Genomic DNA, 20,392 nt, shown 5'->3' with positions numbered 1-20,392 from the left:
GCATTCACCGTGCGCACGCTCGCCGCACTCATCCTCGATCAGGGCCTGATCGTCGCGGACACCGAATCCGAACTGCACGACGGCGCGGTGAAGGCCTATCGCGCATACCGGGCCGAGGGCTACCACTCGATCTGGCGCATCGAGGTGCTGTTCCGCGCATTGCGCGACTATGTCCTCGTGCCGGTGCTGGACCGCCTGCAAGGCAACAAACCCTATGCGGAGATCGTCCGCAAACCGGTCCCTGCGATCGAATTCATCGGCATCTGGGATACCGTCGCGGCCTATGGCCTGCCGATCGACGAGATGACGCGCGGCATCTCGAACTGGGTGTGGCCGCTTGAATTGCCGAACCGGATTCTCAGCCCAAAGGTCAAGTGCGCGCGGCACGCGCTTGCACTCGACGACGAGCGCACGACCTTTCATCCGGTGCTCTGGACCGAGCAAGAGCCGGGACAGCCCGCACCGGCGGTGCCGGCCAGCATCGATGGTGAGCGCCTCGTCCAGGTCTGGTTCGTCGGAATGCATGCCAATGTCGGCGGCGGCTATCCGGACGACGCCGTGGCGTTCGTGCCGCTGGCCTGGCTGGTCGACGAAGCCGTCAAGCGCGGCCTCGCATTCAAGAGCGCACCGGCCGCCGACCCCGATGCGATCAAATCAATCAAGTCCTCCGAAGACAAGGATGGCCGCCTCTACGATTCGCGGGCGGGCCTCGGCGCGTATTACCGATACGGTCCGCGCAAGGTCGCCGACCTCTGCAACGATCCCTATGCCGGCGTCAGCGTGCCGATGCCGAAAATCCACGAGAGCGTGTTCGAGCGGATCGACAGCGGCGCCAATGCCTACGCCCCGATCGGACTTCCGCCGAACTACGTGGTCGTCTCGCGCAGCGGCCAGGTCACCCCGCTGGGCGCAACAACATTCGAGACGCCCGCCGGCGCGCCGGCGCGTTATGCCGCGCAGGAGAAGCTGTGGAATTACGTCTGGATGCGCCGGATCGCCTACTTCGCCACGCTGGCGGCGTCGCTTCATCTGGCGGCGTTCTGGCTGTTCCACAACCAGCACAAGGAGCACGAGTTCAGCTCACCTGTCAGGATGATTTCGGAGCTGGTGCGCTTCGTTCAATCGTTCCTGCCCGATTCCTTTCATTGGTGGACCGATTGGTACGCCGGCAATCCGGAATGGTTCGCCGGCGGCATCATCGCTGTTTTCGCGCTGATGGCGGTGGGCAGTTCGCTCAGCGCCACCATCAGCGACCGGATGCGGATCATCTGGCGCAACCGCACCAACCCTGTGCCGCTCTCCGGCTTCGTGCACAACGCGATCTATCGATTCCGCACCAGCGCGATCTATCAGAGGATCCTCAATGTCGGAAAGCGGCATGTCGTGCCGTTTGCGCTGACAGCCCTGCTGGTCTGGTTCAGCGCGACGCTGGTCAGCCACTTCCTGTTCAATCTCGCCGATTCGACCGGGGCATTCTGCAAGGGCACTGCAGCAGACAAGCTTGTCGCCGTCGACAAGGGCATCCCGCAGGATGCCGCCGACTTCGACACGGGCGCCATCTGCGCGCCGACGGGCCTCAAGGTGCGCACGGGGTTCAAGTACGAGATCGCGATCACGATGTCGGAGCCGTGGGAGGACGCGGGCCGCGCGGTGACGCCGATCGGGTACCGGACCTCGACCATCGAAGGCACAAAGCAGTTGCGCGGCTATTTCGCGATCTTCCTGCGGCGGATCCTGTTCCGGCCATGGTTCAGGCTGATCGCGCGGGTCGGAGAGACCGGCGTCGACGAGTATTTCCTCGACCCCCTGCCGGTGTCGAACACCGACCCGCAGGTCTACAGAGCGAGGTTCACCGCTGATCGCAGCGGCGAGATCTTCCTCTACGTCAACCAGGCCGTCATCAGCCTGCCCTGGGTCTGCGGATGGTTCTACGGCGACCATAAGGGCAAGGCGAAGGTCACGGTGCGGTTGCTGTAGTGAGCCGCGATAGGGCCCACAGCATCGCGGCCCACGGGTGCGCACGGCGTAATCGATCTGTGATCCTGCCGACAGATCCGGTTGTAGATTGTCTGGCATACTCTCCTTGCTAGATCAGCTGCCCCGACGCCCGGAACGATCCGACGCGACTTCAGGGATCGCCGGGCGACGTTGACGCGCCAGGTTCATGTCGACCGGATATTTCTCATCAGGGATTTGGAGGCATCACCATGATTTCCACAATTCAGGCGTTCCCGACCACCGACGGCATCTTCGTGGTCTGGGAGGTCGCGGCAATGATCCCGGACTGTCTCGGCTTTGCGCTGTATCGTCAGCAGCAGGGCAAAAGTGCAACCGTGGTCGACACCTGGGTCGGGTTCGAGGACCAGGCGCAAGGCCACAAGCCGGGCGAACATCGGCCGAGCACCGAATGGCCGGTGCAGAAGACGAACTGGACCGATTTCCTGGCGCCAATCGACGCGCCGGTCCGCTATGGCGTCGTTCCGGTTCTCAAGGACGGCGCCACCAAGGTGAAGCCCGCCTACAGCGCGCCGGCGCAATGGACCGAATACGTCTCCGCAATGCCCTCGGGCCCGCTTAAGCCCTGGTTCAACCGCGGCACGATCTCGGCGCAATGGCTGTCGCGCGCGATCGGCAAGGACAAGAAGCCGGCGCAAACCCTGGAGAAGGCGATCTCGACCAAGGGCAACAAGATCCGCGACTTCCTCAAGGGCCAGCTCGGCGCCCGCCTGCTGGCGCTGTTGGCCGATGCCAAAAAGAGCAAGCGCGACGTCTATCTCGCGCTCTACGAGCTCAACGACCCTGAGCTGATCGCCGCGCTGACCGCGATGAAGGGCAAGGCGCATGTCGTGCTTGGGAACAGCACCGGCAAGTCCGACGCCACCGCCAAGGACACCGAGAAGAACGCCACCGTGCTGAAGAAGGCCGGCGTCGACATCGTCCGCCGCAAGATTGCGCCGAGCCGCTACGCCCACAACAAGTTCGCGGTGTTCTGCGACGGCGCGCAGAAGCCGAAGGTGGTCTGGACCGGCAGCACCAACTGGACCCGGACCGGGCTGTGCACCCAGAACAACAACGGGCTCGAGATCAGCGACGACAAAGTCGCGGCGGCCTATCACGACCATTGGAAAGCGATCTACGCCGACGGCAGCAAGTCGCCGAAGGCGCTGGCCGTGGCCGGCGATCGCGAATGGCCTTTCACCATCGGCGGGTCGAAGGTCAGCGTCTGGTTCACGCCGACCACCAAGAGCGGCGACCTCAAGGAAGCCACCAGGATGATCGAGGACACCGAGCATGGCGCGGTGTGCCTGATGCTCAATCCCGGCAACAAGGGCCTGCTCGGCCCGATTCTGGAGAAGGCGCAGGACAAGAAGCTCTATGTGCGCGGGGTGCTCAACAATTTCCCGGCGCAGGGCAAGGACAGTCCGAAGGATCAGCTGCAGCTCTTGGCCGGCGACGGACAGCAGCAGGTCTTCAAGGGCAAGCAGATCGCCGACGTGATCCGGCCGACCGGCATCGACAAGACCGCGGACTGGTGGGAGCACGAGATCAAGAACACCGGCAAATTCATGATCGCCGTGCACAGCAAGGTGATCGTGCTGGATCCGGCCGGCAAGAACCCGGTGGTCATGACCGGCTCGCACAATTTCTCCGACCGCGCCAGCACCAAGAACGACGACAACCTCGTCATCATCAGGGGCGATTCGCAGCTGGCGCTGACCTATGCGGCGCGCATCGTCAGCATCTACGGCCAGTATCGCTGGCAGGCCTGGCGCAACACGCCGGAGGGCCAGAAGGACAAGGGTCTGAAGCGCAGCGACACCTGGCTGAGCAACCGCATCGGCAAGGGCTGGGCGGAGACCGAAACGCGGTTCTGGCTCGGCACCACCTGACGCCGGCGATCCGTCATGACTACGGGGCAGCGTTACCGCTGCCCCGTGCTCCTCATCGTCTCAGGTCCTACGCCGCGCGGCCGACCGAGGCGTCGAGATGCTTCAGCCGCGGCAGCACCTCCTGCTTCAGGAGCCGCAGCGAATTGTGCCAGGCTTCCGGCTTGTGCTTGTAGTCGAAGCCGAACACCAGGAGCACGCCGAAGCCGCCGACTTCCTGGTAGATCTTCTCGATCTTCTCGGTTACGGTCGCGGGCGAGCCGACGATCCAGTTGTTGCGCGCGCAATATTCGACCGTGACGTCGCTATCCGGCACGTCGGGCGAGGCCTTCAGGTAGTCCTTGAAACCAAAGTGGCCGAGCAGCGGCAGGAAGTACTCTCCCATCATCCGGCCCATCATGTCGCCGGTCGACAGCCTCCATGCTTCTTCATCGGTGTCGGCGACGAATACCTCGCGCACCATTCGCCAATCCTTGCGGCTCGGCGTGCGGCCGGTCTTGGCCGCGCCGGCTTCGACCGAGTCCCAGTGGCTGCCGACATAGGCGGGGTTGAGGTTGAGGCTCATCGGAATGAAGCCGCGCTCGCCGGCGAGCTTCAGCGTGTCCGAATTCTTCGACAGCCCCGCGACGCCGATCGGCGGATGCGGCGCTTGCTGCGGCTTGATGTGCGGTTTGAGGAAATCGAACATCGTGTCCGGCTTGGTCACGGTCCAGAACTTGCCCTTGTGGGTCCAGGGAGCCGGCTCGGTCCACATCTTCAGGATGATCTCGAGCGCCTCGCGGGTCATGTCGCGGTTCTGTCCCGACATGCCGTCGACATTGAACATCGCCCAGTCGCTCGGCAGGCCGGATGCCGCGACGCCGAAGTTGAGCCGCCCGTTCGAGAGGTGATCGAGCATCGCAACGCGGTTGGCGAGCTCGGCCGGGTGATGATACGGCAGCAGGAAGCCGCCGGGCCCGATACGGATGTTCCTGGTCTGCAGCAGCGCCTGCGCCACCAGCAGATCGGGCGATGGATGCGGCTCCCAGGGCGCGGTGTGGTGCTCGCCGATCCAGGCTTCCTGATAGCCGAGCTCGTCGAGCCAGCGCAGCGTCTGCAGGTCCCAGTCGTGGCCCTCCTTCAATCCGCACTCCGGCGGATGCGACGGCATCGCGAAGTATCCGAGTTCCATGGGTTTCCTCTCTTTGTTCGATGCGTGTCTTCCGCACGCGCTTCGAGAGTACCTGCCCGGGCTGCGGCAGAACAATGGCCTTGTCGCATCCGGCTCGGCCGGAATTCATGCGTAGGGCGTATCCTTCAGCATGATCGCGATACCGGAAAAGCTTCGCTCCATGATCCGCAGAAAGGTCTCGCGTGACGATGCAGCCGACCTGCGGGCTTTGTGCTCGCGAAGCCCTTCCGCATAGGCGACGGTCAGCGCCGTGACCACCATCGACGCGGCGAGCCGGGCATCGGCATCGGCGAGCGGGCGCTTGACGGTTGCCGCCAGCACGCTCGCGAGATCATCGATCAACTCGTCACGCATCTCGCGCGCCCGCGCCGAGAGCGCCGGGCTCTCGGCGACGGTGCGCCAGAATTTCGCCGTCGCATCGGTGAATTTCGCGAACGGATGCACGCGATCCGCCAGGCTGTGCACCAGCTTGCGGAGGGTCGCGATCGGCGCCTCGCCGGCCGGACGCTCGGCAAAGGCGGCCCGCAGCATCTGCCGGCTTTCCTCTTCACGGTCGAAGAACAGGTCTTCCTTGCGCGGAAAGTAATTGAACACCGTCATCCGGGAGACCTCGGCGGCCTCGGCAACTTCGGCCACCGAAACATTGTCGAAGCCGCGTTCCAGGAACAGCCCGGTTGCGACATCCGAGATCGCCTGGCGCGTCGCCTCCTTCTTCCGCTCCCGCAATCCGCCCTGATTTGACATGCGGGAATTTGTACCATACTAAATATTATACTGAGTATAAGTTTATGGTGACGGCGTGACGCGTGAACGAACCGACGTGGTTGTGGTCGGTGCCGGGCCGACCGGACTGCTGCTGGCGATCGAACTGACCCTGGGCGGCGCCGACGTGATTGTGATCGAGCGGCTGGCCGAGCCCGACCAGACCATCAAGGCCGGCGCGATCGGCGCGCTGGCAGGCGAGGCGCTGGAGCGCCGCGGCCTCGGCGACGCGATGAATGCGGTCGAACGCAGCATGGCGGACAGCATGTCCAGGCTCATGAAGGGCGCGGGTGATGCGAGCGAACTGCCGTTCAAGAAATTCGGCGGTCACTTCTCAGGCATTTTCCTAATCGACCAGACGCGTCAGCGCGAGCCGGACCGGCGGTTGCGCGGGGTGAACCAGCAAGCCCTGGAAAGCATGCTCGGCGAGCGCGCCCGCGCGCTCGGCATCACAATCAGGCGTGGCTGCGAACTGATCGATTTCGAGGATCGTGGCGATTGCATCGTGGCGCGGACCAGGGACGCGTCCGGTGATGGCGAGCTGCACTGCGCATATCTCGTCGGCTGCGACGGCGGACGCAGCGCCGTGCGCAAGCGCGCGGGCTTCGCATTCCCCGGCACCGAACCGACCCTCACGGGACACCAGGCCATCGTCGACCTCGATCATCCGGATCGACTTCTGCCGGTCGGCTGGCGGCGAACACCGGTCGGCATGATGGCGTATGGACCAATTCCCGGCCGGGTGTTCCTGGCCGAGTTCGACGGACCGCCGGCCGATCGCAGCGCGCCGGTTACGCGCGAGGAGATCGAGACCACCCTGCGCCGGATCAGCGGGGCCGACGTTCGCGTCACCGCTGTCAAGACCGCGACGCGCTTCACCGACAATGCGCGGCAGGCCGACAGCTACCGCAGGGGCCGCGTCCTCTTGGCGGGCGATGCGGCGCATGTGCACTCGCCGTTCGGCGGACAAGGCCTCAATCTCGGCCTGCTCGATGCGGTCAATCTCGGCTGGAAGCTTGCGGCTGTTGTTTGCGATCGCATGCCCGAAAGCCTGCTCGACAGCTACACCGAAGAGCGGCATCCGATCGCGGCAAGGGTGCTCGCCAACACCCGCGCGCAGGTCGCCTTGATGCGGCCTGATGTCATGACGGACGCCTTGCGCGAGATCGTCGCTGACCTGATGAGGCTCGACGAGGGCACCCGCTACTTCGGCGAAATGATCAGCGGCGTCAGGATCCGTTACGATCTCGGCAGCGACCATCCATCGGTCGGCCGGCTCTCCGGCAATTTTCCTCTCGGCGACGGCGGCGCGGAGACAACCCTGTTCGATCAGATGGAGGACGGCAGGGCCGTGCTGGTCGATGCGACTGATGGAGCTGCGTCAGCGATCGCGGCGCGCTGGGACATCTCCATGCGATGCGTGCCAGGACGCGGCGGCGCTTCGCTGCTGATCCGTCCGGATGCCTGCATCGCCTGGGCGGCGGACGGCGAAGACTTGGCGGGCCTCGACGCCGCGCTGCTGCGCTGGTTCGGTGCCCAAACAGAATGAATTGCATCGTCATTCCGGGGCGATGCGCAGCATCGAACCCTCAGGTGCGCAATTGCGCACCGAGAATCTCGAGATTCCGGGTTCGGTCCTGCGGACCGCCCCGGAATGACGATGGGTGAACTTAGCGCGTCCCGAACGTGGTCTTGCCGAACAACGCCTTCTGCGTCGAGGGCTGCGAGCGCCAGTATTGCGGCGGCGCGCTCACCTCGCCGCCGAGCTCGGCAGCAGCGTGCCAGCCCCAGCGCGGGTCGTAGAGCATGCCGCGGGCGAGCGCGACCATGTCGGCCTTGCCGGACGTGACGATCTCCTCCGCCTGCTTCGCTTCCGTGATCAGGCCGACCGCCATCGTGGTAACGCCGGTCGCCTCCTTGACCGCCTGCGCCGCCGGCACCTGGTAACCCGGCCCGAGCGGGATCTTCTGCAACGGTGAGACGCCGCCGGACGAGACATCCATCCAGTCGACACCGCGCTTCTTCAGCTCCCTGGCAAACTCGATGGTCTGCGCAAGGTCCCAGGCGCCCTCGACCCAGTCGGTCGCCGACACCCGCATGCCGATCGGCTTGTGATCCGGGAATACGGCGCGCACGGCATCGAACACTTCCAGCGGAAAGCGCATGCGGTTTTCGAGCGAGCCGCCATAGCGGTCGGTCCGCTTGTTGGCGATCGGCGACAGGAACTGGTGCAGCAGATAACCGTGCGCGCCGTGCAACTCGAGCGCATCGATGCCGAGCCGGTCGGCGCGCTTTGCCGACGCGACAAAGGCCTCGCGGATGCGCTTCAGGCCGGCATCGTCGAGCGCCGCCGGCGCAGCCTCGCCTTCCTTGTGCGGGACATCGGATGGTCCGACCGTCTGCCAGCCGCCTTCGGCAATCGGGATCAACTGCCCGCCCTCCCAGGGACGCTGGCTCGACGCCTTGCGGCCGGCATGGGCGAGTTGCATGGCGACGGCCGCTTTCGAATGCTTGCGCACCGAGGCCAGGATCGGCTTCAGCGCCGCCTCGTTGGCATCGTTGTAAAGACCGAGGCAGCCGGGCGTGATCCGGCCGATATCCTCGACATGGGTGGCCTCGATGCAGAACATCGCCGCGCCCGACAGGGCCAGCATGTTGATGTGGGTGAAGTGCCAGTCGTTGGCGGAGCCGTCGATGGCCGAATACTGGCACATCGGCGAGACCATGATGCGATTGGAGAGTTTCAGGTCGCGCAGTTCGATCGGGGAAAACAGGGTGCTCATGCGGCGGATATCCGGGATCGGGGAGAGGGCCCGGTTAAGATAGAGGCACCGCGGCCGATCACCAACCGTCGGGAAGGCCGCGCAGGCCGCGGCGCAGATCAGCAATGTCCGGACTGCGTCCCTCCGGGCCGGCGCCTCAGTCCACCAGCGTGAACTGCAGCAGCAGATTGCGCTGGATCAGGGAGAAATTGTCGTCGGAGACCATGGTCAGCACGGTCTCGCCCTCCTCCGTGACGTGGGCGTCGATGCCTTCCATATTGTCGATCTCGTTGCCGAGATCGGCATTGAAGATCGCGGGGCCATCGACCACGGCGCCGGGCGCGATATCGGACAGCGCGAGACGGCGGATGCGGATGCCGACGCCGCCGAACCAGGAGAATTTCCGCTCCAGGATCAACAGACCGCCCGACGGCAGCAGGACCGCGTCGCTGATGTCGAAATTCTCGGTGCGGCGGACGCTGAACTGGCCCGGCGTCTTGCCGCCGACCAGGAAGGCGACCAGATTGCCATTCGCATCGAGCCCGCGTTCCGAGAACGCGATCAGCGTGCCGGCGAGCGGCTGGCCCGTGGCCTTGGGCACGAAGACGAGACCCTCCAGCCCCTTGTTGTTCGGAAGTTTGCGGGCCGCCGCCGGCAGCGGCACCACCTCGCCGCGCGAGCGGGTAAAGCCCTTGGCGAAATCGAAGCGCAGCACCTGGTTGACCCGCTCAAGCCCGACATAGGCGAACGAGCCGTCGAGCGCGAGCGATTCCGAATCATACCAGCCGCGGGTCACGGTGATCGGCCTGCCGTCGGCACCGAGCAGCGGCGCCGCCTCGACATCGCCGAGTCCGACCATCTCCCGGCCACGATAGACGATGCGGCCGGTGAACCAGCTGCCCTGGTCGCTGACCGCGATGAAGCGTTCGCCCTTGGGATCGAGCCGTAGCGCGGAGAGGCCGCCGAAGCCGGAGAACGACGAGGTCAGGATCAGCCCGCTGCGATACTCCAGCGCGCCGAACCGCGTGCGCGCGCGATCGCGGGTGTCGAACGACGGCAGCGGCCGCGCGTTGACGTCGATCGAAACCGGTTCGTTGACCCGGTAGGGGCTCGGCCTCGCAGCCGGCCTCGGCGTTGCCGGCGGCTGGGTCGCGCTCTGCGCCTGCGCAAGACGCGGCAATGCGGCGGCCGACAGCCCCGCCGCCATACCCTGGAGGAAACGGCGGCGGCTAGGGGGTGAGCGCATGTCTCACGAGTGGAGGCGGCGCCGGATGCCCGGCGCTGGCGCCGAGCCGTGAGTCTCGCTGAACAGCTCGGCGAGCTTTTCGGTGATGGCGCCGCCGAGCTCTTCGGCGTCCACGATGGTCACGGCGCGGCGATAGTAGCGCGTCACGTCGTGACCGATGCCGATCGCGATCAGCTCGACCGGGGAGCGGGTTTCGATCTCGTCGATGATGTGACGCAGATGCCGCTCGAGATAGTTGCCGGGATTGACCGACAGCGTGGAGTCGTCGACCGGCGCACCATCGGAGATCATCATCAGAATGCGGCGCTGCTCGGGACGCGCGAGCAGGCGCTTGTGCGCCCAGTCGAGCGCCTCGCCGTCGATGTTCTCCTTGAGCAGGCCCTCGCGCATCATCAACCCGAGATTCTTGCGCGCGCGGCGCCAGGGGGCGTCGGCCGACTTGTAGATGATGTGCCTGAGATCGTTGAGGCGGCCCGGGTTGGCCGGCTTGCCGGCCGCGAGCCACGCTTCGCGCGACTGCCCGCCCTTCCAGGCGCGGGTGGTGAAGCCCAGGATCTCGACCTTGACGCCGCAACGCTCCAGCGTGCGCGCCAGGATGTCGGCGCAGGTGGCGGCGACCGTGATCGGACGGCCGCGCATCGAGCCGGAATTGTCGAGCAGCAGCGTCACCACCGTGTCGCGGAAGGTCGCCTCCTTCTCATGCATGAAGGACAGCGGGTGATAGGGGTCGGTCACGACGCGCGACAGCCGCGCCGGATCGAGGATGCCCTCCTCGAGGTCAAAATCCCAGGCGCGGTTCTGCTGTGCCATCAGGCGGCGCTGCAGGCGGTTGGCGAGCCGCGCCACGATGCCCTGCAGATGCGCGAGCTGCTTGTCGAGATAGGAGCGCAGCCGCTCCAGCTCGTCATGATCGCAGAGATCCTCGGCGGCGATCACCTCGTCGAACTTCGGCGCGAAGGCGTGATATTCCGGACCGCGCGGCTCGTTCTGGCCGCGCGCATTCGGCCGCGTCGCCTCGCCCGGCGTCTCGTCGTCGCCGAGCTCGCCGTCGTCGAACGTGTCCGACGTGGAGGCCTGCGCGCTCTCCATCGCGCTTTCGCTCATCTCTTCCGCGGACGTCTGCGCCTGGTCGGCGCTCATCTCCTGCGCGGCATCGGAGTCGGGCGAGCCTTCGGCGCCGGACTGATCGCTCTCGCCGTCCTGGTTCTCGTCCTGGTCGTCGTCATCGTCGGAATCCATGTTGCGGTCGTCGCCGAGATCGAGCGCCGACAGCAGATCATGGACGAGATCGCCGAACCTCGCCTGGTCCTCGGTGAAACGGCTGAGCTTGTCGAGCCGCGAGCCGATCTTGTCCTCCAGCGTCGGGCGCCAGAGATCGACCATCTTCTTGGCGGCGGCGGGCGGCGCCATGCCGGTGAGACGTTCGCGCACCAGCATCGCCAGCGCATCCGACAGCGGCGCATCGGCGCGGTCGGTGATCTCGTCATACTTGCCGCGGTGGAAATGATCGTCGAGCATCGCGGTGAGGTTCTTCGCAACGCCCGCCATTCGCCGCGAGCCGATCGCCTCGACGCGCGCCTGCTCGACCGCCTCGAACACGCCGCGCGCCTGCGGATTGCCCGGCATCAGCTTGCGGTGCACCTTGGGATCGTGACAGGCGATCTTGAGCGCGATCGAATCGGCGTGGCCGCGCACGATCGCGGCATCGCGCTTGGTCATCTTGCGCGCCGGCTCCGGCAGCCGCGCCTTGCCGGGCGCGAGCCCGGGGCGCTCGGCGGCGAAGGAGACCTCGAGCTCCGGCTTCTTGGCGATCGCCTTCAGGCACGCCGACACCGAGCGCTTGAACGGCTCGGTCGGCGCTTCCTTGGATCCGGGACGGAATTTGATGTTGGAGGTTGTCATAGCGATTTCGTAAACCAATGGCGCGTTACGCCGCCGGGATACCCCTCAATCGAACCGAACTCTTTATATCCGTTGGCGCGGTAGAAGCCCGGCGCCTGGAAGCTCATCGTATCCAGATAGGATCGCGTCGCTCCGAAGCGCCGCGCCTCGTCCTCGATCGCCTTGATCAGCTTCGCGCCAAAACCCTTGTTGCGAAACTTCTGCTCCATCCAGAACAACTGGATGAACAACACCGCGGTCCAGACCTCGCCGACGATGCCGCCGACAATCTCGTCGCCTTGCCGCAGCGAGATGGCGAAGCGCTTGTACTTCTGCTTCCCCATCTTCTCGTTGTTGTAGTGGAGCAATCCGCCGAGCACCGCTTTCTTCGTCTGTGTGACTGTGCGCTCGACGGAGATTTTCGGCATGGACTAGCTGAGCGCCACGTTGACCGAGGATTCCGGCAGCTCGACGTTGAAGCAGCGCTGGTAGAACTCGGCGACCAGCGGCCGCTCCAGTTCGTCACACTTGTTGAGGAAGGTGACGCGGAACGCAAAGCCGATGTCGTTGAAGATGTCCGAGTTCTCGGCCCAGGTGATCACCGTACGCGGGCTCATCACCGTCGACAGGTCGCCGTTGGCGAAGGCGTTGCGGGTGAGGTCCGCCAGCCGCACCATCTTGTTGACGATGTCGCGGCCCTCCTGCGTGCGGTAGTGGCGCGCCTTGGCCAGCACGATCTCCACTTCCTCGTCATGGGCGAGGTAGTTCAGCGTGGTAACGATCGACCAGCGGTCCATCTGGCCCTGGTTGATCTGCTGGGTGCCGTGATAGAGGCCCGAGGTGTCGCCGAGGCCGACCGTATTGGCGGTCGAGAACAGGCGGAACGCCGGATGCGGCTTGATCACCTTGTTCTGGTCGAGCAGCGTCAGGCGGCCGGAGACTTCCAGCACGCGCTGAATCACGAACATCACGTCCGGGCGGCCGGCGTCGTATTCGTCAAACACGAGCGCGATATTGTGCTGCAGCGCCCAGGGCAGGATGCCATCGCGGAATTCGGTGACCTGCTTGCCGTCCTTGACCACGATGGCGTCCTTGCCGACGAGATCGATACGGCTGATGTGGCTGTCGAGGTTGACGCGCACGCAGGGCCAGTTGAGGCGGGCCGCAACCTGCTCGATGTGGGTCGACTTGCCTGTGCCGTGATAGCCGGTGACCATCACGCGGCGATTCTTGGCAAAGCCGGCGAGGATCGCGAGCGTGGTCGCGCGATCGAAGCGATAGTCCGGATCGGTTTCCGGCACATGCGGATCGACTTCCGAATAGGCGGGAACTTCCAGATCGCTATCGATCCCGAAGACCTGCCGGACCGACACCTTCATGTCGGGCAAGCCGACGACGGGTTCTTGTGTTTTGGTCTGGACGGCGGTCGTCATTCATCCTCCGAGGTCACGGGCATTCCCGAAACCAGATTGATCGTTTGGCTGCGGATGGGGTGCTAGGCACAAGCCTAGCAGAGAGCAACGGCCGGCAGAAGCCCGCGGGCCAATCAAAGTTCCGTTGTCCTATCATGAAGATAGGTCCGGACGCCGGTTTTTGAAAGGCTGCCCTGCGAATCACGCCGTACTTTTGCCGCAGCGCGTGGGCGCCCTGGCTTTCCGAGGCACTTTTCACCCCGGCAGGGAGTTGTTAGCTCTCAAGCCGATATCACCGCTGCATGGGAATTTTGTGACTTCATTCCTTGACCCGTTCATCGCGTTCGTTTCGGCCCATGCCTGGCTTGCCTATCTGACGCTGTTTCTGGCCGCCCTGCTGGAAGCGGTTCCGGTGATCGGCTCGCTGGTGCCGGGTTCGACCATCATCCTGGCGTTGAGCGCGCTGGTGCCGGGCGGGGAACTGAAGCTGCTCCCGGTGCTCGCCGCGGCGGCCGCCGGCGCGATGCTCGGCGACGGCACCGCCTATCTGATCGGCCACCGCAGCCAGCGTGAGATCCTGTCGGCCTGGCCGCTCTCCAACTACCCGCGCGTGGTGGCGCAGAGCGAGGCGTTCTTCAATCGCTGGGGCGTGCTCGCGGTGTTCTTCGCCCGCTTCGTGCCGCCGATCCGCGCCTTCGTGCCGATCACCGCCGGCGCGCTCGACATGCCGCCGGCGCGCTTCTACGCGATCAACATTCCCGCGATCCTGCTCTGGGCGCCGGCGCATGTGCTGCCCGGCGTGCTCGCCGTCACCGCGCTGCACGACTATGCCGGCCTGCCGCATCATGGCCATGTCGGCAAGCATCTCTGGATGTTTGCGGTCGCGGGCGGCGCCGTAATTCTGGCGCTGGCCGTCTGGACCATCCGCCGCCGCCACGGCGGCAGCCTGATCGAACCGGCCAAGCCGGCGAAATAGCTAGATGCTGTTGGTGGTCCCGCCACGCCCGGGTGCCGGGCCGACATAGCGGGCACGCGGCCTGATCAACTTGCCGAGCTGAAGCTGCTCGCTGGCATGTGCGATCCAGCCGACGCTACGGGCCATCGCAAACAGCGCCAGCTCGCTGCCCGCCGGCATCCGCAGCGCATGCACCAGCACCGCCAGCGCGTAGTCGATGTTGACGAATTCGCCGGTCGCCTCCGCGATCCGCTCCGGCACTTCCCTGGTGAATTTGCGCGGCGCGCCGGCCCGCGTCAGCGCCTCGAGCAGCGAGATCGCGCGCGGATCGCCCTTCTTGTAGACGCCGTGCCCGAAGCCGGCGAACCGCTCGCCAAGCGCAACGCGCTCGCGAACCACCGGCGCAACGTCGTTGTCGAGCATCGTCTTGACGAGGCGCGAGGCGAGCACGCCGGCACCGCCATGCATCGGGCCCTTCAACGCGACGAGACCCGCAATCACGGCGTCGTACAGATTGAGCCCGGTCGATGCCGCGCAGCGCGCGGTGAAGGTCGACGCGTTCAATTCATGATCGGCGAGCAGCACCAGCGCGCGCCGGATCAGGTCGGGCGCGTGCTTGTTGTCAGGCGTCCAGACCCGCGCCACCTGCTCGTGCAGCGGCTCGTTCGATGGCGCCGCATTCAGCATGGTCGCGACCAGCAGCCGCAGGATGCGGCCGCCGACCATCGCGCGGCCGTCCGGCGCGCGCGTGAAGGCGCCGGGATCGGCACTTGCCGCCAGTGCCAGCACGGCCACCGTGCGGTCGATCGGCTGGGCGCGGCGCGCGGCCTCAGCGATGGCGCGCATTTCGTCCGAGACCTGCGGACAATTGTCCGGCGCGAACGGATCGACGCCGGTGACGTCCCACAGCAGCGTCGCGGTGTGCTCCAGCGTGTCGCGCTCGGCGAGCTCGACGCAGTTGACGCCGCGATAGATCGGGCCCTGCTCGGTGATGGTCGCGATCGCCGAATCCATCACCGGCAGGTCGGCATCGAAATTGCGGAAGCCGCGCGGCTCCGGCGACGGCACGCGGCGCTCCTTCAACCCCCTGATGTCCTCGGCGCGGTAGCGGTGGCTACGTGAATCCGGCGACGGCTCGGAGCGGATCAGCCCGCGGCTGACATAGGCGTAGAGGGTCGCCGGCGAGATCGCGAGCTCGGCCGCGGCCTCCCGGGCGGAGAGGTAAAGCTCGGCGGATTTTTTCATATTGATTTATATAATCAAGATTGATCAATTCGTCGAGAGGCCTGACCTTGAAGGGGTGAAGCAAGGAGATCAGGCCATGAATATGCATCTCTCCAAGAGCCAGATCGGTCTGGACGGCGTTCCCGCCGCCGAGACCGTGTTGAGCCATGTCGACGGCGAGCGCGGCGAGTTGATCATCGCCGGCGAGCACGTCGCCGACCTAGCGGACAAGTCGAGCTTCGAGGGCGTCACGGCGCGGCTGTGGAACGGCGCCACCGGTAAGGCGCTGAGCGAAGCCAATGTCCGCGCCAGCCTCGGCGCCGCCCGCGAACGCGCCTTCGCCCGGCTGCCGGACCTGCTGCCGGCGACGCGCGGCATGTCCATCGTCGACGGCTTCCGGGCCGCGATCGCAGGCCTCCGCGGCGAGAACGGGTTGGAGCACGAGGCGACCATCGTCGGCGCCTTCCCGGTGATCGCGGGCGCCCTGGTCCAGCGCGCCAGGGGACATGACCCGATCGCGCCGGACCCGAACGCCGGCCACGCCGCCGACACGCTGCGGATGCTGCTGAACCGCAAGACCGAACCGCGCGAGGTCGCCGCGCTCGACGCCTATCTCGTCACGGTCTGCGATCACGGCATGAATGCGTCGACCTTCACCACGCGGGTGATCGCCTCGACCCAGGCCGATCTGTTCGCGGCGATCACCGGCGGCTATTGCGCGCTGACCGGCCCGCTGCATGGCGGCGCGCCGGAGCCGGTGCTCGAGATGCTGGACGCGATCGGGACGCGCGAGCGCATCAAGCCCTGGGTTGACGGCGCGCTGGCGCACGGCGAACGGCTGATGGGGTTTGGTCATCGCGTCTATCGCGTGCGCGACCCGCGCGCCGACGTGCTGAAGGTCGCGATCGAGCGCCTCGAGGCCAGTGGTGCCGACCTGCCATTTGCCGCCGAGGTCGAGGCCTATATCCGCGAGGCGCTGCGGAAGAAGAATCCGGAGCGGCCGCTCGAGACCAATGTCGAGTTCTTCACCGCGATCCTGCTCGATGGGCTGGAAATCCCGCGGCAGGCGTTCACGCCGATCTTCGCGGTGGCCCGCGCCGCCGGCTGGACCGCGCACGCCCTGGAGCAGCGGCGCACCGGAAGGCTGATCCGGCCGAGCTCGTCCTATGTCGGGGCGATGCCGAAGGGCTGAGAGTTGATCGCGAAACCGTAGCCCGGATGAAGCCAACGGGTCGCGCGACCGCGCGCCCGATGACGGGCTCCGCGAAATCCGGGAGCGGTCCTACCGCGGATGGTAGTGCCCCGGATTGCGCTGCGCTTCATCCGGGCTACAAAACTGCACCCTTGGACGAAGGCGGAGTCACGCTCTCCTCTGTCGTCGCTGCGAACGCAGGGACCCATACGCCGCGGCCCATCGATGGGGCAATCGGGCAGACATCTTGTGCAAACGAGAACGGCCGGTGGTTATGGGCCCCTGCTCCCGTGCGCAACTGCGCACTAGGCAGGGGCGACGAGGACGAGAGAGCTCAGGCCTCGCGCACCACGGTCTTCAGATAATTGTACGCCTTGATGATCTCGATCAGGCGATCCTCGGTCGAGCGGTCGCCGCCATTGGCGTCGGGATGGTGCTGCTTGACCAGCGCCTTGTACTTCGACTTGACGTCTTCGAGCGTCGCCTCGGCCCCTAACCCCATCACCTGCAGCGCCTTGCGCTCGGCGTTCATGATTTTGCGGGTCTCGGGCTTGGGCTCCGCGCCGCCCGGTCCGGGGCGCCAGCGGCCGCGGCCGTTGAGCTCGGAGAACACGTGGAACGGATCGGCGGCGGCATCGAGACCGCTGTCGCCCTTCTTGCCGTTGTTGGCACCCATCTTCCAGGTCGGACGGTGGCCGGTCAGCGCGTCCTTCTGGTAGCGCGCGACGTCGTCAGGATTCATGCCCTGGAAGAAATTGTAGGACTGGTTGTATTCACGGACGTGGTCGAGACAGAAGTGCCAATACTCGCGCGAATTCTCGCGGCCTTTCGGGGCGCGATGCGCGCCCTTGTTCTGGCAACCCGCCCACTCGCAGGTCACAGCCTGCTCGCCGGCCTGCGCCTGGCGCTTCGCACTCACCTTGGTCGGCTTGATGCGAATGGAGTCGAAGAATTTTGATGAATCGATCGGCATGTTCTCTTTGACTACGCAATGCACAAATCTTCAAGTCTTGACATTGCGCAGACCTCGTTTCCCGCTTGCACCATTGACGAAAAGCTGTCGCGAACCTAACTCCGCCGCCATGAGCACCAAAGACGCTATCATAAACAAGTTGCGTGAAGCTTTCTTGCCGGAAAGCCTCGACGTCGTCGACGAGTCACATCTGCATGAGGGCCACGCCGGCCACAGGCCAGGCGGGGAGACGCACTTCCGGGTATATATTGTGTCTCCGGCCTTCGAAGGGAAGAGCCGGATCGAACGCCATCGCATGATAAATGCGACGCTGGCGCAGGAACTCGCCGGCTCGGTGCACGCGCTGGCGATCCACGCCCACGGCCCCGGGGAAAAGCCGCGCTAGTGCGCGCTTGCCTCAAGACGAAGCAGTGGTTTTCCTTTATGAGAACAGGATGGACCTGCTCCATGGGTGAGCAGGTGAAACTACGGATTGCACCGCCACGCATGATATGGGGCCATTGATGATCCCTTGCTGGCCACGTTTCCGGTCGATCGTCACCGCCGCCGGCCTGCTCCTGATCTGCGCGATGCGTCCGGCCTCGGCGCTGGACATGCCGAGCCCGTTCGTCCAGGAGGTGCTGGTCAAGAGCATCCTGGTCTCGCTCAACGATGCGGTGGCCGCGAACAATTTCACCGTGTTCCACGCCAAGATCTCAAAGCCGTTCCGCGACCAGTTTCCGCCCGACAAGCTCAAGACCATCTTCAAGGATCTGGTCGACAAGCATGCGGTGTTCGACGCCGTGGTGGCCAAGCCGATCGTGCTCGATGAGGACGCCAAGATCGACGACAAGGGCGTGCTGCGGCTGAAGGGGCATTTCGACACCACGCCCAAGCAGGTGAAGTATCAGCTCGGCTTCATCCCCTCCGACGGCGCCTGGAAGCTGTCGGGCATCTCGATCGATATCGAGTAGCATTCGGAACGATCGCCAGACCCGTCATCCTGAGGTGCGAGCCCTTGCGAGCCTCGAAGGATGCACGGCCCGGCCGGTGGCCGTCGACCCTTCGAGACGCGCGCGATGCGCGCTCCTCAGGGTGACGGTGCTAGTCTAGGAGACCAGCCAGCTCGAACTAGAACGCCGTCCCCGCCCGCTTCGGCTTCTTCTCCTCCAGCTCGGTCTCGCGCGGGACGGCGACGATGCGCAGCGCGGTGATGCGGTTGCGCTCGCGGCGGAGCACGCGGAAGCGGAAGCCGTGGAAGGTGAAGCTCTGGCCGCGCTCCGGGATCGAGCGCGCCTCGTGGATCACGAGCCCGGCGACCGTGGTCGCCTCCTCGTCCGGCAGGCGCCAGTCCATCGCACGGTTGAGATCGCGGATCGGCACCGAGCCGTCGACCACCACCGAGCCGTCCGGCTGGGCCCGCACGCCGGCGACGACGACGTCATGCTCGTCGGAGATGTCGCCGACGATCTCCTCCAGGATGTCCTCCAGCGTCACCATGCCTTCGACCTCGCCGTACTCGTCGACCACGAGGGCGAAGTGGGTCTTGCGGCGGCGGAACGCCTTCAGCTGTTCGGAGACCGGACGCATCTCCGGCACGAACCAGGGCGGCAGCGCGATCGCGGTGGCATCGATCGCGGACATGTCGCCGTCGTTGGCGCGCATCGCGCGCAGCAGATCCTTGGCGTGGAGCACGCCGACGATGTTCTCCGGCTTCTCGCGCCACAGCGGGATGCGGGTGTATTCGCTCGCCAGCACCTCGCGCACCAGTTCCTCGGGCGGCAGGTCGGCGTTGACCATGGTCATCTCGGTACGATGGACCATGACGTCGGAGACCTGCAGCTCGCTGAGATCCAGCAACCCGCCGAGCATGTCGCGGTCCTGCTTCTCGACCTTGCCCTCGTGATGCAACAGATCGACCGCACCGCGCAGACGTTCGGTCGGCGACAGCACCGCCTGATGCGCCCCGACCTTGATGCCGAGCAGCTTCATCAGCGCCAGCACGATGGTCTCGATGATAGTGAGCAGCGGCCCCAGCACGAAGATCGTCAGCCGCATCGGCCGCGCGACCAAAAGCGAGATGCGGTCGGGCGCGTTGATCGCGATGGTCTTGGGCAGCACCTCGGCGAACACCACCACCATCACGGTCATGACCGCGGTGGCATAGAGCACGCCGACGTCGCCGAACCAGGCGGTGAACACGCCGGTCGCCAGCGCCGAGGCGCCGATATTGGCGATGTTGTTGCCGAGCAGCAGCGCGCCGATCATGCGCTCGCGCATGTTGAACAGCTTCGACACCACACCGGCATCGGTGTTGCCCTGCTTCGACAGCCGCAGCATGCTGGCGCGCGAGGCGCCGGTCAGCGCCGTCTCACTCGCCGCGAAAAACGCCGAGATGAAGAGGCAGAGCAGCACGATCGAGAAGGTGAACCATCCCACTGAATTGATCCGTGGTTAGAGCATGATCCGGAAACGTGTGTAGCGGTTTTCCGAAAAGATCATGCTCAAATCAATAGAGATAGAATGGGATGACGATCCGAGGAAGAGTCATCCCGCTCTAGGCCTTCAGCTTGGCTTGCAGGAAGTCGCGCACCGGCTGCGGCTCGACATTGTTGGCGATCACGGCGCGGCCGACGGCCTCCAACAGGATGAAGGTGAGCTTGCCGCGCTTGACCTTCTTGTCCTGCGCCATCAGCGCCAGGAGCGCGTCGGCGTCGGCAAGACCTTCCTGCGCGAAGCCTGCGATATCCTGCAGGCGCGTCGGCAATCCGACCGCGGACAGATGATGCGCGATGCGCCCCGCATCGTCGGACGAAATCATGCCGAGCTGCGCCGAGAATTCCGCCGCCAGCACCATGCCGACCGAGACACCCTCGCCGTGGAACAGGCGATCCGAAAAGCCGGTCGCGGCCTCCAGCGCATGGCCGAAGGTATGGCCGAGATTGAGC

General features: G+C 65.5%; 18 protein-coding genes. 7 read left to right on the top strand and 11 right to left on the bottom strand.

The window, feature by feature from the left end; translation table 11 throughout:
* Positions 1 to 1,977, top strand: a 1,977-nt coding sequence (locus IF803_RS40105) for a phospholipase effector Tle1 domain-containing protein (RefSeq protein WP_461195901.1), incomplete at its 5' end; no start/stop codon positions are given.
* A gap of 230 nt (positions 1,978 to 2,207) precedes the next feature.
* Positions 2,208 to 3,890, top strand: coding sequence for a phospholipase D-like domain-containing protein (locus IF803_RS40100; RefSeq protein WP_461195900.1), 1,683 nt, complete (start codon positions 2,208 to 2,210; stop codon positions 3,888 to 3,890).
* Positions 3,891 to 3,957: 67 nt separating this feature from the next.
* Here the strand turns inward: IF803_RS40100 and IF803_RS40095 are convergent, their stop codons facing one another.
* Both IF803_RS40095 and IF803_RS40090 read right to left on the bottom strand, forming a co-directional pair.
* Entirely contained in the window at positions 3,958 to 5,058 is a 1,101-nt protein-coding gene (locus tag IF803_RS40095) for an LLM class flavin-dependent oxidoreductase (RefSeq protein ID WP_461195899.1), read from the bottom strand.
* A 105-nt stretch (positions 5,059 to 5,163) separates the two neighbouring features.
* Positions 5,164 to 5,802 carry a TetR/AcrR family transcriptional regulator gene (locus IF803_RS40090; RefSeq protein WP_461195898.1) on the bottom strand — a complete coding sequence of 213 codons (639 nt, stop codon included), beginning with the start codon at positions 5,800 to 5,802 and terminating at the stop codon, positions 5,164 to 5,166.
* A 55-nt stretch (positions 5,803 to 5,857) separates the two neighbouring features.
* Here IF803_RS40090 and IF803_RS40085 point away from each other — a divergent pair, with 55 nt between their 5' ends.
* Entirely contained in the window at positions 5,858 to 7,369 is a 1,512-nt protein-coding gene (locus tag IF803_RS40085; protein WP_461195897.1) for an FAD-dependent monooxygenase, read from the top strand.
* A 121-nt stretch (positions 7,370 to 7,490) separates the two neighbouring features.
* On the opposite strand, the gene IF803_RS40080 is transcribed toward IF803_RS40085, so the two are convergent.
* From IF803_RS40080 to cobS, 5 genes are all read right to left on the bottom strand, one after another.
* A complete protein-coding gene (locus IF803_RS40080; RefSeq protein WP_461195896.1) occupies positions 7,491 to 8,603 on the bottom strand; it encodes an NADH:flavin oxidoreductase/NADH oxidase in 1,113 nt (370 codons plus the stop codon).
* 136 nt (positions 8,604 to 8,739) lie between these two features.
* Positions 8,740 to 9,828, bottom strand: coding sequence for an esterase-like activity of phytase family protein (locus IF803_RS40075; RefSeq protein ID WP_461195895.1), 1,089 nt, complete (start codon positions 9,826 to 9,828; stop codon positions 8,740 to 8,742).
* A gap of 3 nt (positions 9,829 to 9,831) precedes the next feature.
* Positions 9,832 to 11,730, bottom strand: a complete 1,899-nt coding sequence (gene cobT / locus IF803_RS40070; protein ID WP_028343273.1) for a cobaltochelatase subunit CobT — start codon at positions 11,728 to 11,730, stop codon at positions 9,832 to 9,834.
* A complete protein-coding gene (locus tag IF803_RS40065; protein ID WP_028343272.1) occupies positions 11,727 to 12,137 on the bottom strand; it encodes a GNAT family N-acetyltransferase in 411 nt (136 codons plus the stop codon). The genes cobT and IF803_RS40065 overlap by 4 nt, the downstream gene beginning before the upstream one ends.
* 3 nt (positions 12,138 to 12,140) lie before the next feature.
* On the bottom strand, positions 12,141 to 13,142 hold the full coding sequence (gene cobS, locus IF803_RS40060; protein ID WP_028343271.1) for a cobaltochelatase subunit CobS: 1,002 nt from the start codon (positions 13,140 to 13,142) through the stop codon (positions 12,141 to 12,143).
* Between the two features lie 292 nt (positions 13,143 to 13,434).
* Here cobS and IF803_RS40055 point away from each other — a divergent pair, with 292 nt between their 5' ends.
* Positions 13,435 to 14,097 carry a DedA family protein gene (locus tag IF803_RS40055; protein ID WP_304497706.1) on the top strand — a complete coding sequence of 221 codons (663 nt, stop codon included), beginning with the start codon at positions 13,435 to 13,437 and terminating at the stop codon, positions 14,095 to 14,097.
* Here the strand turns inward: IF803_RS40055 and IF803_RS40050 are convergent, their stop codons facing one another.
* A complete protein-coding gene (locus IF803_RS40050) occupies positions 14,098 to 15,321 on the bottom strand; it encodes a citrate/2-methylcitrate synthase (protein WP_411781937.1) in 1,224 nt (407 codons plus the stop codon).
* Positions 15,322 to 15,397: 76 nt separating this feature from the next.
* Between IF803_RS40050 and IF803_RS40045 the strand changes: the two genes are divergently transcribed.
* The gene (locus tag IF803_RS40045; RefSeq protein WP_461195894.1) at positions 15,398 to 16,492 is read left to right on the top strand and encodes a citrate synthase/methylcitrate synthase; all 1,095 of its coding nucleotides are present in this window, start codon (positions 15,398 to 15,400) and stop codon (positions 16,490 to 16,492) included.
* 334 nt (positions 16,493 to 16,826) lie between these two features.
* On the opposite strand, the gene IF803_RS40040 is transcribed toward IF803_RS40045, so the two are convergent.
* Positions 16,827 to 17,465: a J domain-containing protein gene (locus IF803_RS40040; RefSeq protein ID WP_304497709.1), complete on the bottom strand. Its 639-nt coding sequence runs from the start codon at positions 17,463 to 17,465 to the stop codon at positions 16,827 to 16,829.
* A gap of 109 nt (positions 17,466 to 17,574) precedes the next feature.
* Here IF803_RS40040 and IF803_RS40035 point away from each other — a divergent pair, with 109 nt between their 5' ends.
* Both IF803_RS40035 and IF803_RS40030 read left to right on the top strand, forming a co-directional pair.
* Complete coding sequence (locus IF803_RS40035) at positions 17,575 to 17,850, top strand: BolA family protein (RefSeq protein ID WP_028338206.1); 276 nt, start codon at positions 17,575 to 17,577, stop codon at positions 17,848 to 17,850.
* Between the two features lie 118 nt (positions 17,851 to 17,968).
* On the top strand, positions 17,969 to 18,418 hold the full coding sequence (locus IF803_RS40030; protein WP_304497710.1) for a hypothetical protein: 450 nt from the start codon (positions 17,969 to 17,971) through the stop codon (positions 18,416 to 18,418).
* 157 nt (positions 18,419 to 18,575) lie between these two features.
* Here the strand turns inward: IF803_RS40030 and IF803_RS40025 are convergent, their stop codons facing one another.
* Entirely contained in the window at positions 18,576 to 19,883 is a 1,308-nt protein-coding gene (locus tag IF803_RS40025; protein WP_028343265.1) for an HlyC/CorC family transporter, read from the bottom strand.
* Between the two features lie 118 nt (positions 19,884 to 20,001).
* A partial coding sequence (locus IF803_RS40020) for a 3-dehydroquinate synthase family protein (protein WP_461195893.1) occupies positions 20,002 to 20,392 on the bottom strand: 391 nt, incomplete at its 5' end.

This window comes from Bradyrhizobium sp. UFLA06-06 (assembly GCF_054820065.1).
This window is presented reverse-complemented; position numbering and strand designations above follow the sequence as displayed.

What these genes read in the sequence shown, in the direction of transcription:
- IF803_RS40100 (WP_461195900.1), top strand. Translation starts at nt 2,208, where the DNA reads ATGATTTCCACAATTCAGGCGTTCCCGACCACCGACGGCATCTTCGTG.
- IF803_RS40095 (WP_461195899.1), bottom strand. Translation starts at nt 5,058, where the DNA reads ATGGAACTCGGATACTTCGCGATGCCGTCGCATCCGCCGGAGTGCGGA.
- IF803_RS40090 (WP_461195898.1), bottom strand. Translation starts at nt 5,802, where the DNA reads ATGTCAAATCAGGGCGGATTGCGGGAGCGGAAGAAGGAGGCGACGCGC.
- IF803_RS40080 (WP_461195896.1), bottom strand. Translation starts at nt 8,603, where the DNA reads ATGAGCACCCTGTTTTCCCCGATCGAACTGCGCGACCTGAAACTCTCC.
- IF803_RS40075 (WP_461195895.1), bottom strand. Translation starts at nt 9,828, where the DNA reads ATGCGCTCACCCCCTAGCCGCCGCCGTTTCCTCCAGGGTATGGCGGCG.
- cobT (WP_028343273.1), bottom strand. Translation starts at nt 11,730, where the DNA reads ATGACAACCTCCAACATCAAATTCCGTCCCGGATCCAAGGAAGCGCCG.
- IF803_RS40065 (WP_028343272.1), bottom strand. Translation starts at nt 12,137, where the DNA reads ATGCCGAAAATCTCCGTCGAGCGCACAGTCACACAGACGAAGAAAGCG.
- cobS (WP_028343271.1), bottom strand. Translation starts at nt 13,142, where the DNA reads ATGACGACCGCCGTCCAGACCAAAACACAAGAACCCGTCGTCGGCTTG.
- IF803_RS40050 (WP_411781937.1), bottom strand. Translation starts at nt 15,321, where the DNA reads ATGAAAAAATCCGCCGAGCTTTACCTCTCCGCCCGGGAGGCCGCGGCC.
- IF803_RS40045 (WP_461195894.1), top strand. Translation starts at nt 15,398, where the DNA reads ATGAATATGCATCTCTCCAAGAGCCAGATCGGTCTGGACGGCGTTCCC.
- IF803_RS40040 (WP_304497709.1), bottom strand. Translation starts at nt 17,465, where the DNA reads ATGCCGATCGATTCATCAAAATTCTTCGACTCCATTCGCATCAAGCCG.
- IF803_RS40035 (WP_028338206.1), top strand. Translation starts at nt 17,575, where the DNA reads ATGAGCACCAAAGACGCTATCATAAACAAGTTGCGTGAAGCTTTCTTG.
- IF803_RS40030 (WP_304497710.1), top strand. Translation starts at nt 17,969, where the DNA reads ATGATCCCTTGCTGGCCACGTTTCCGGTCGATCGTCACCGCCGCCGGC.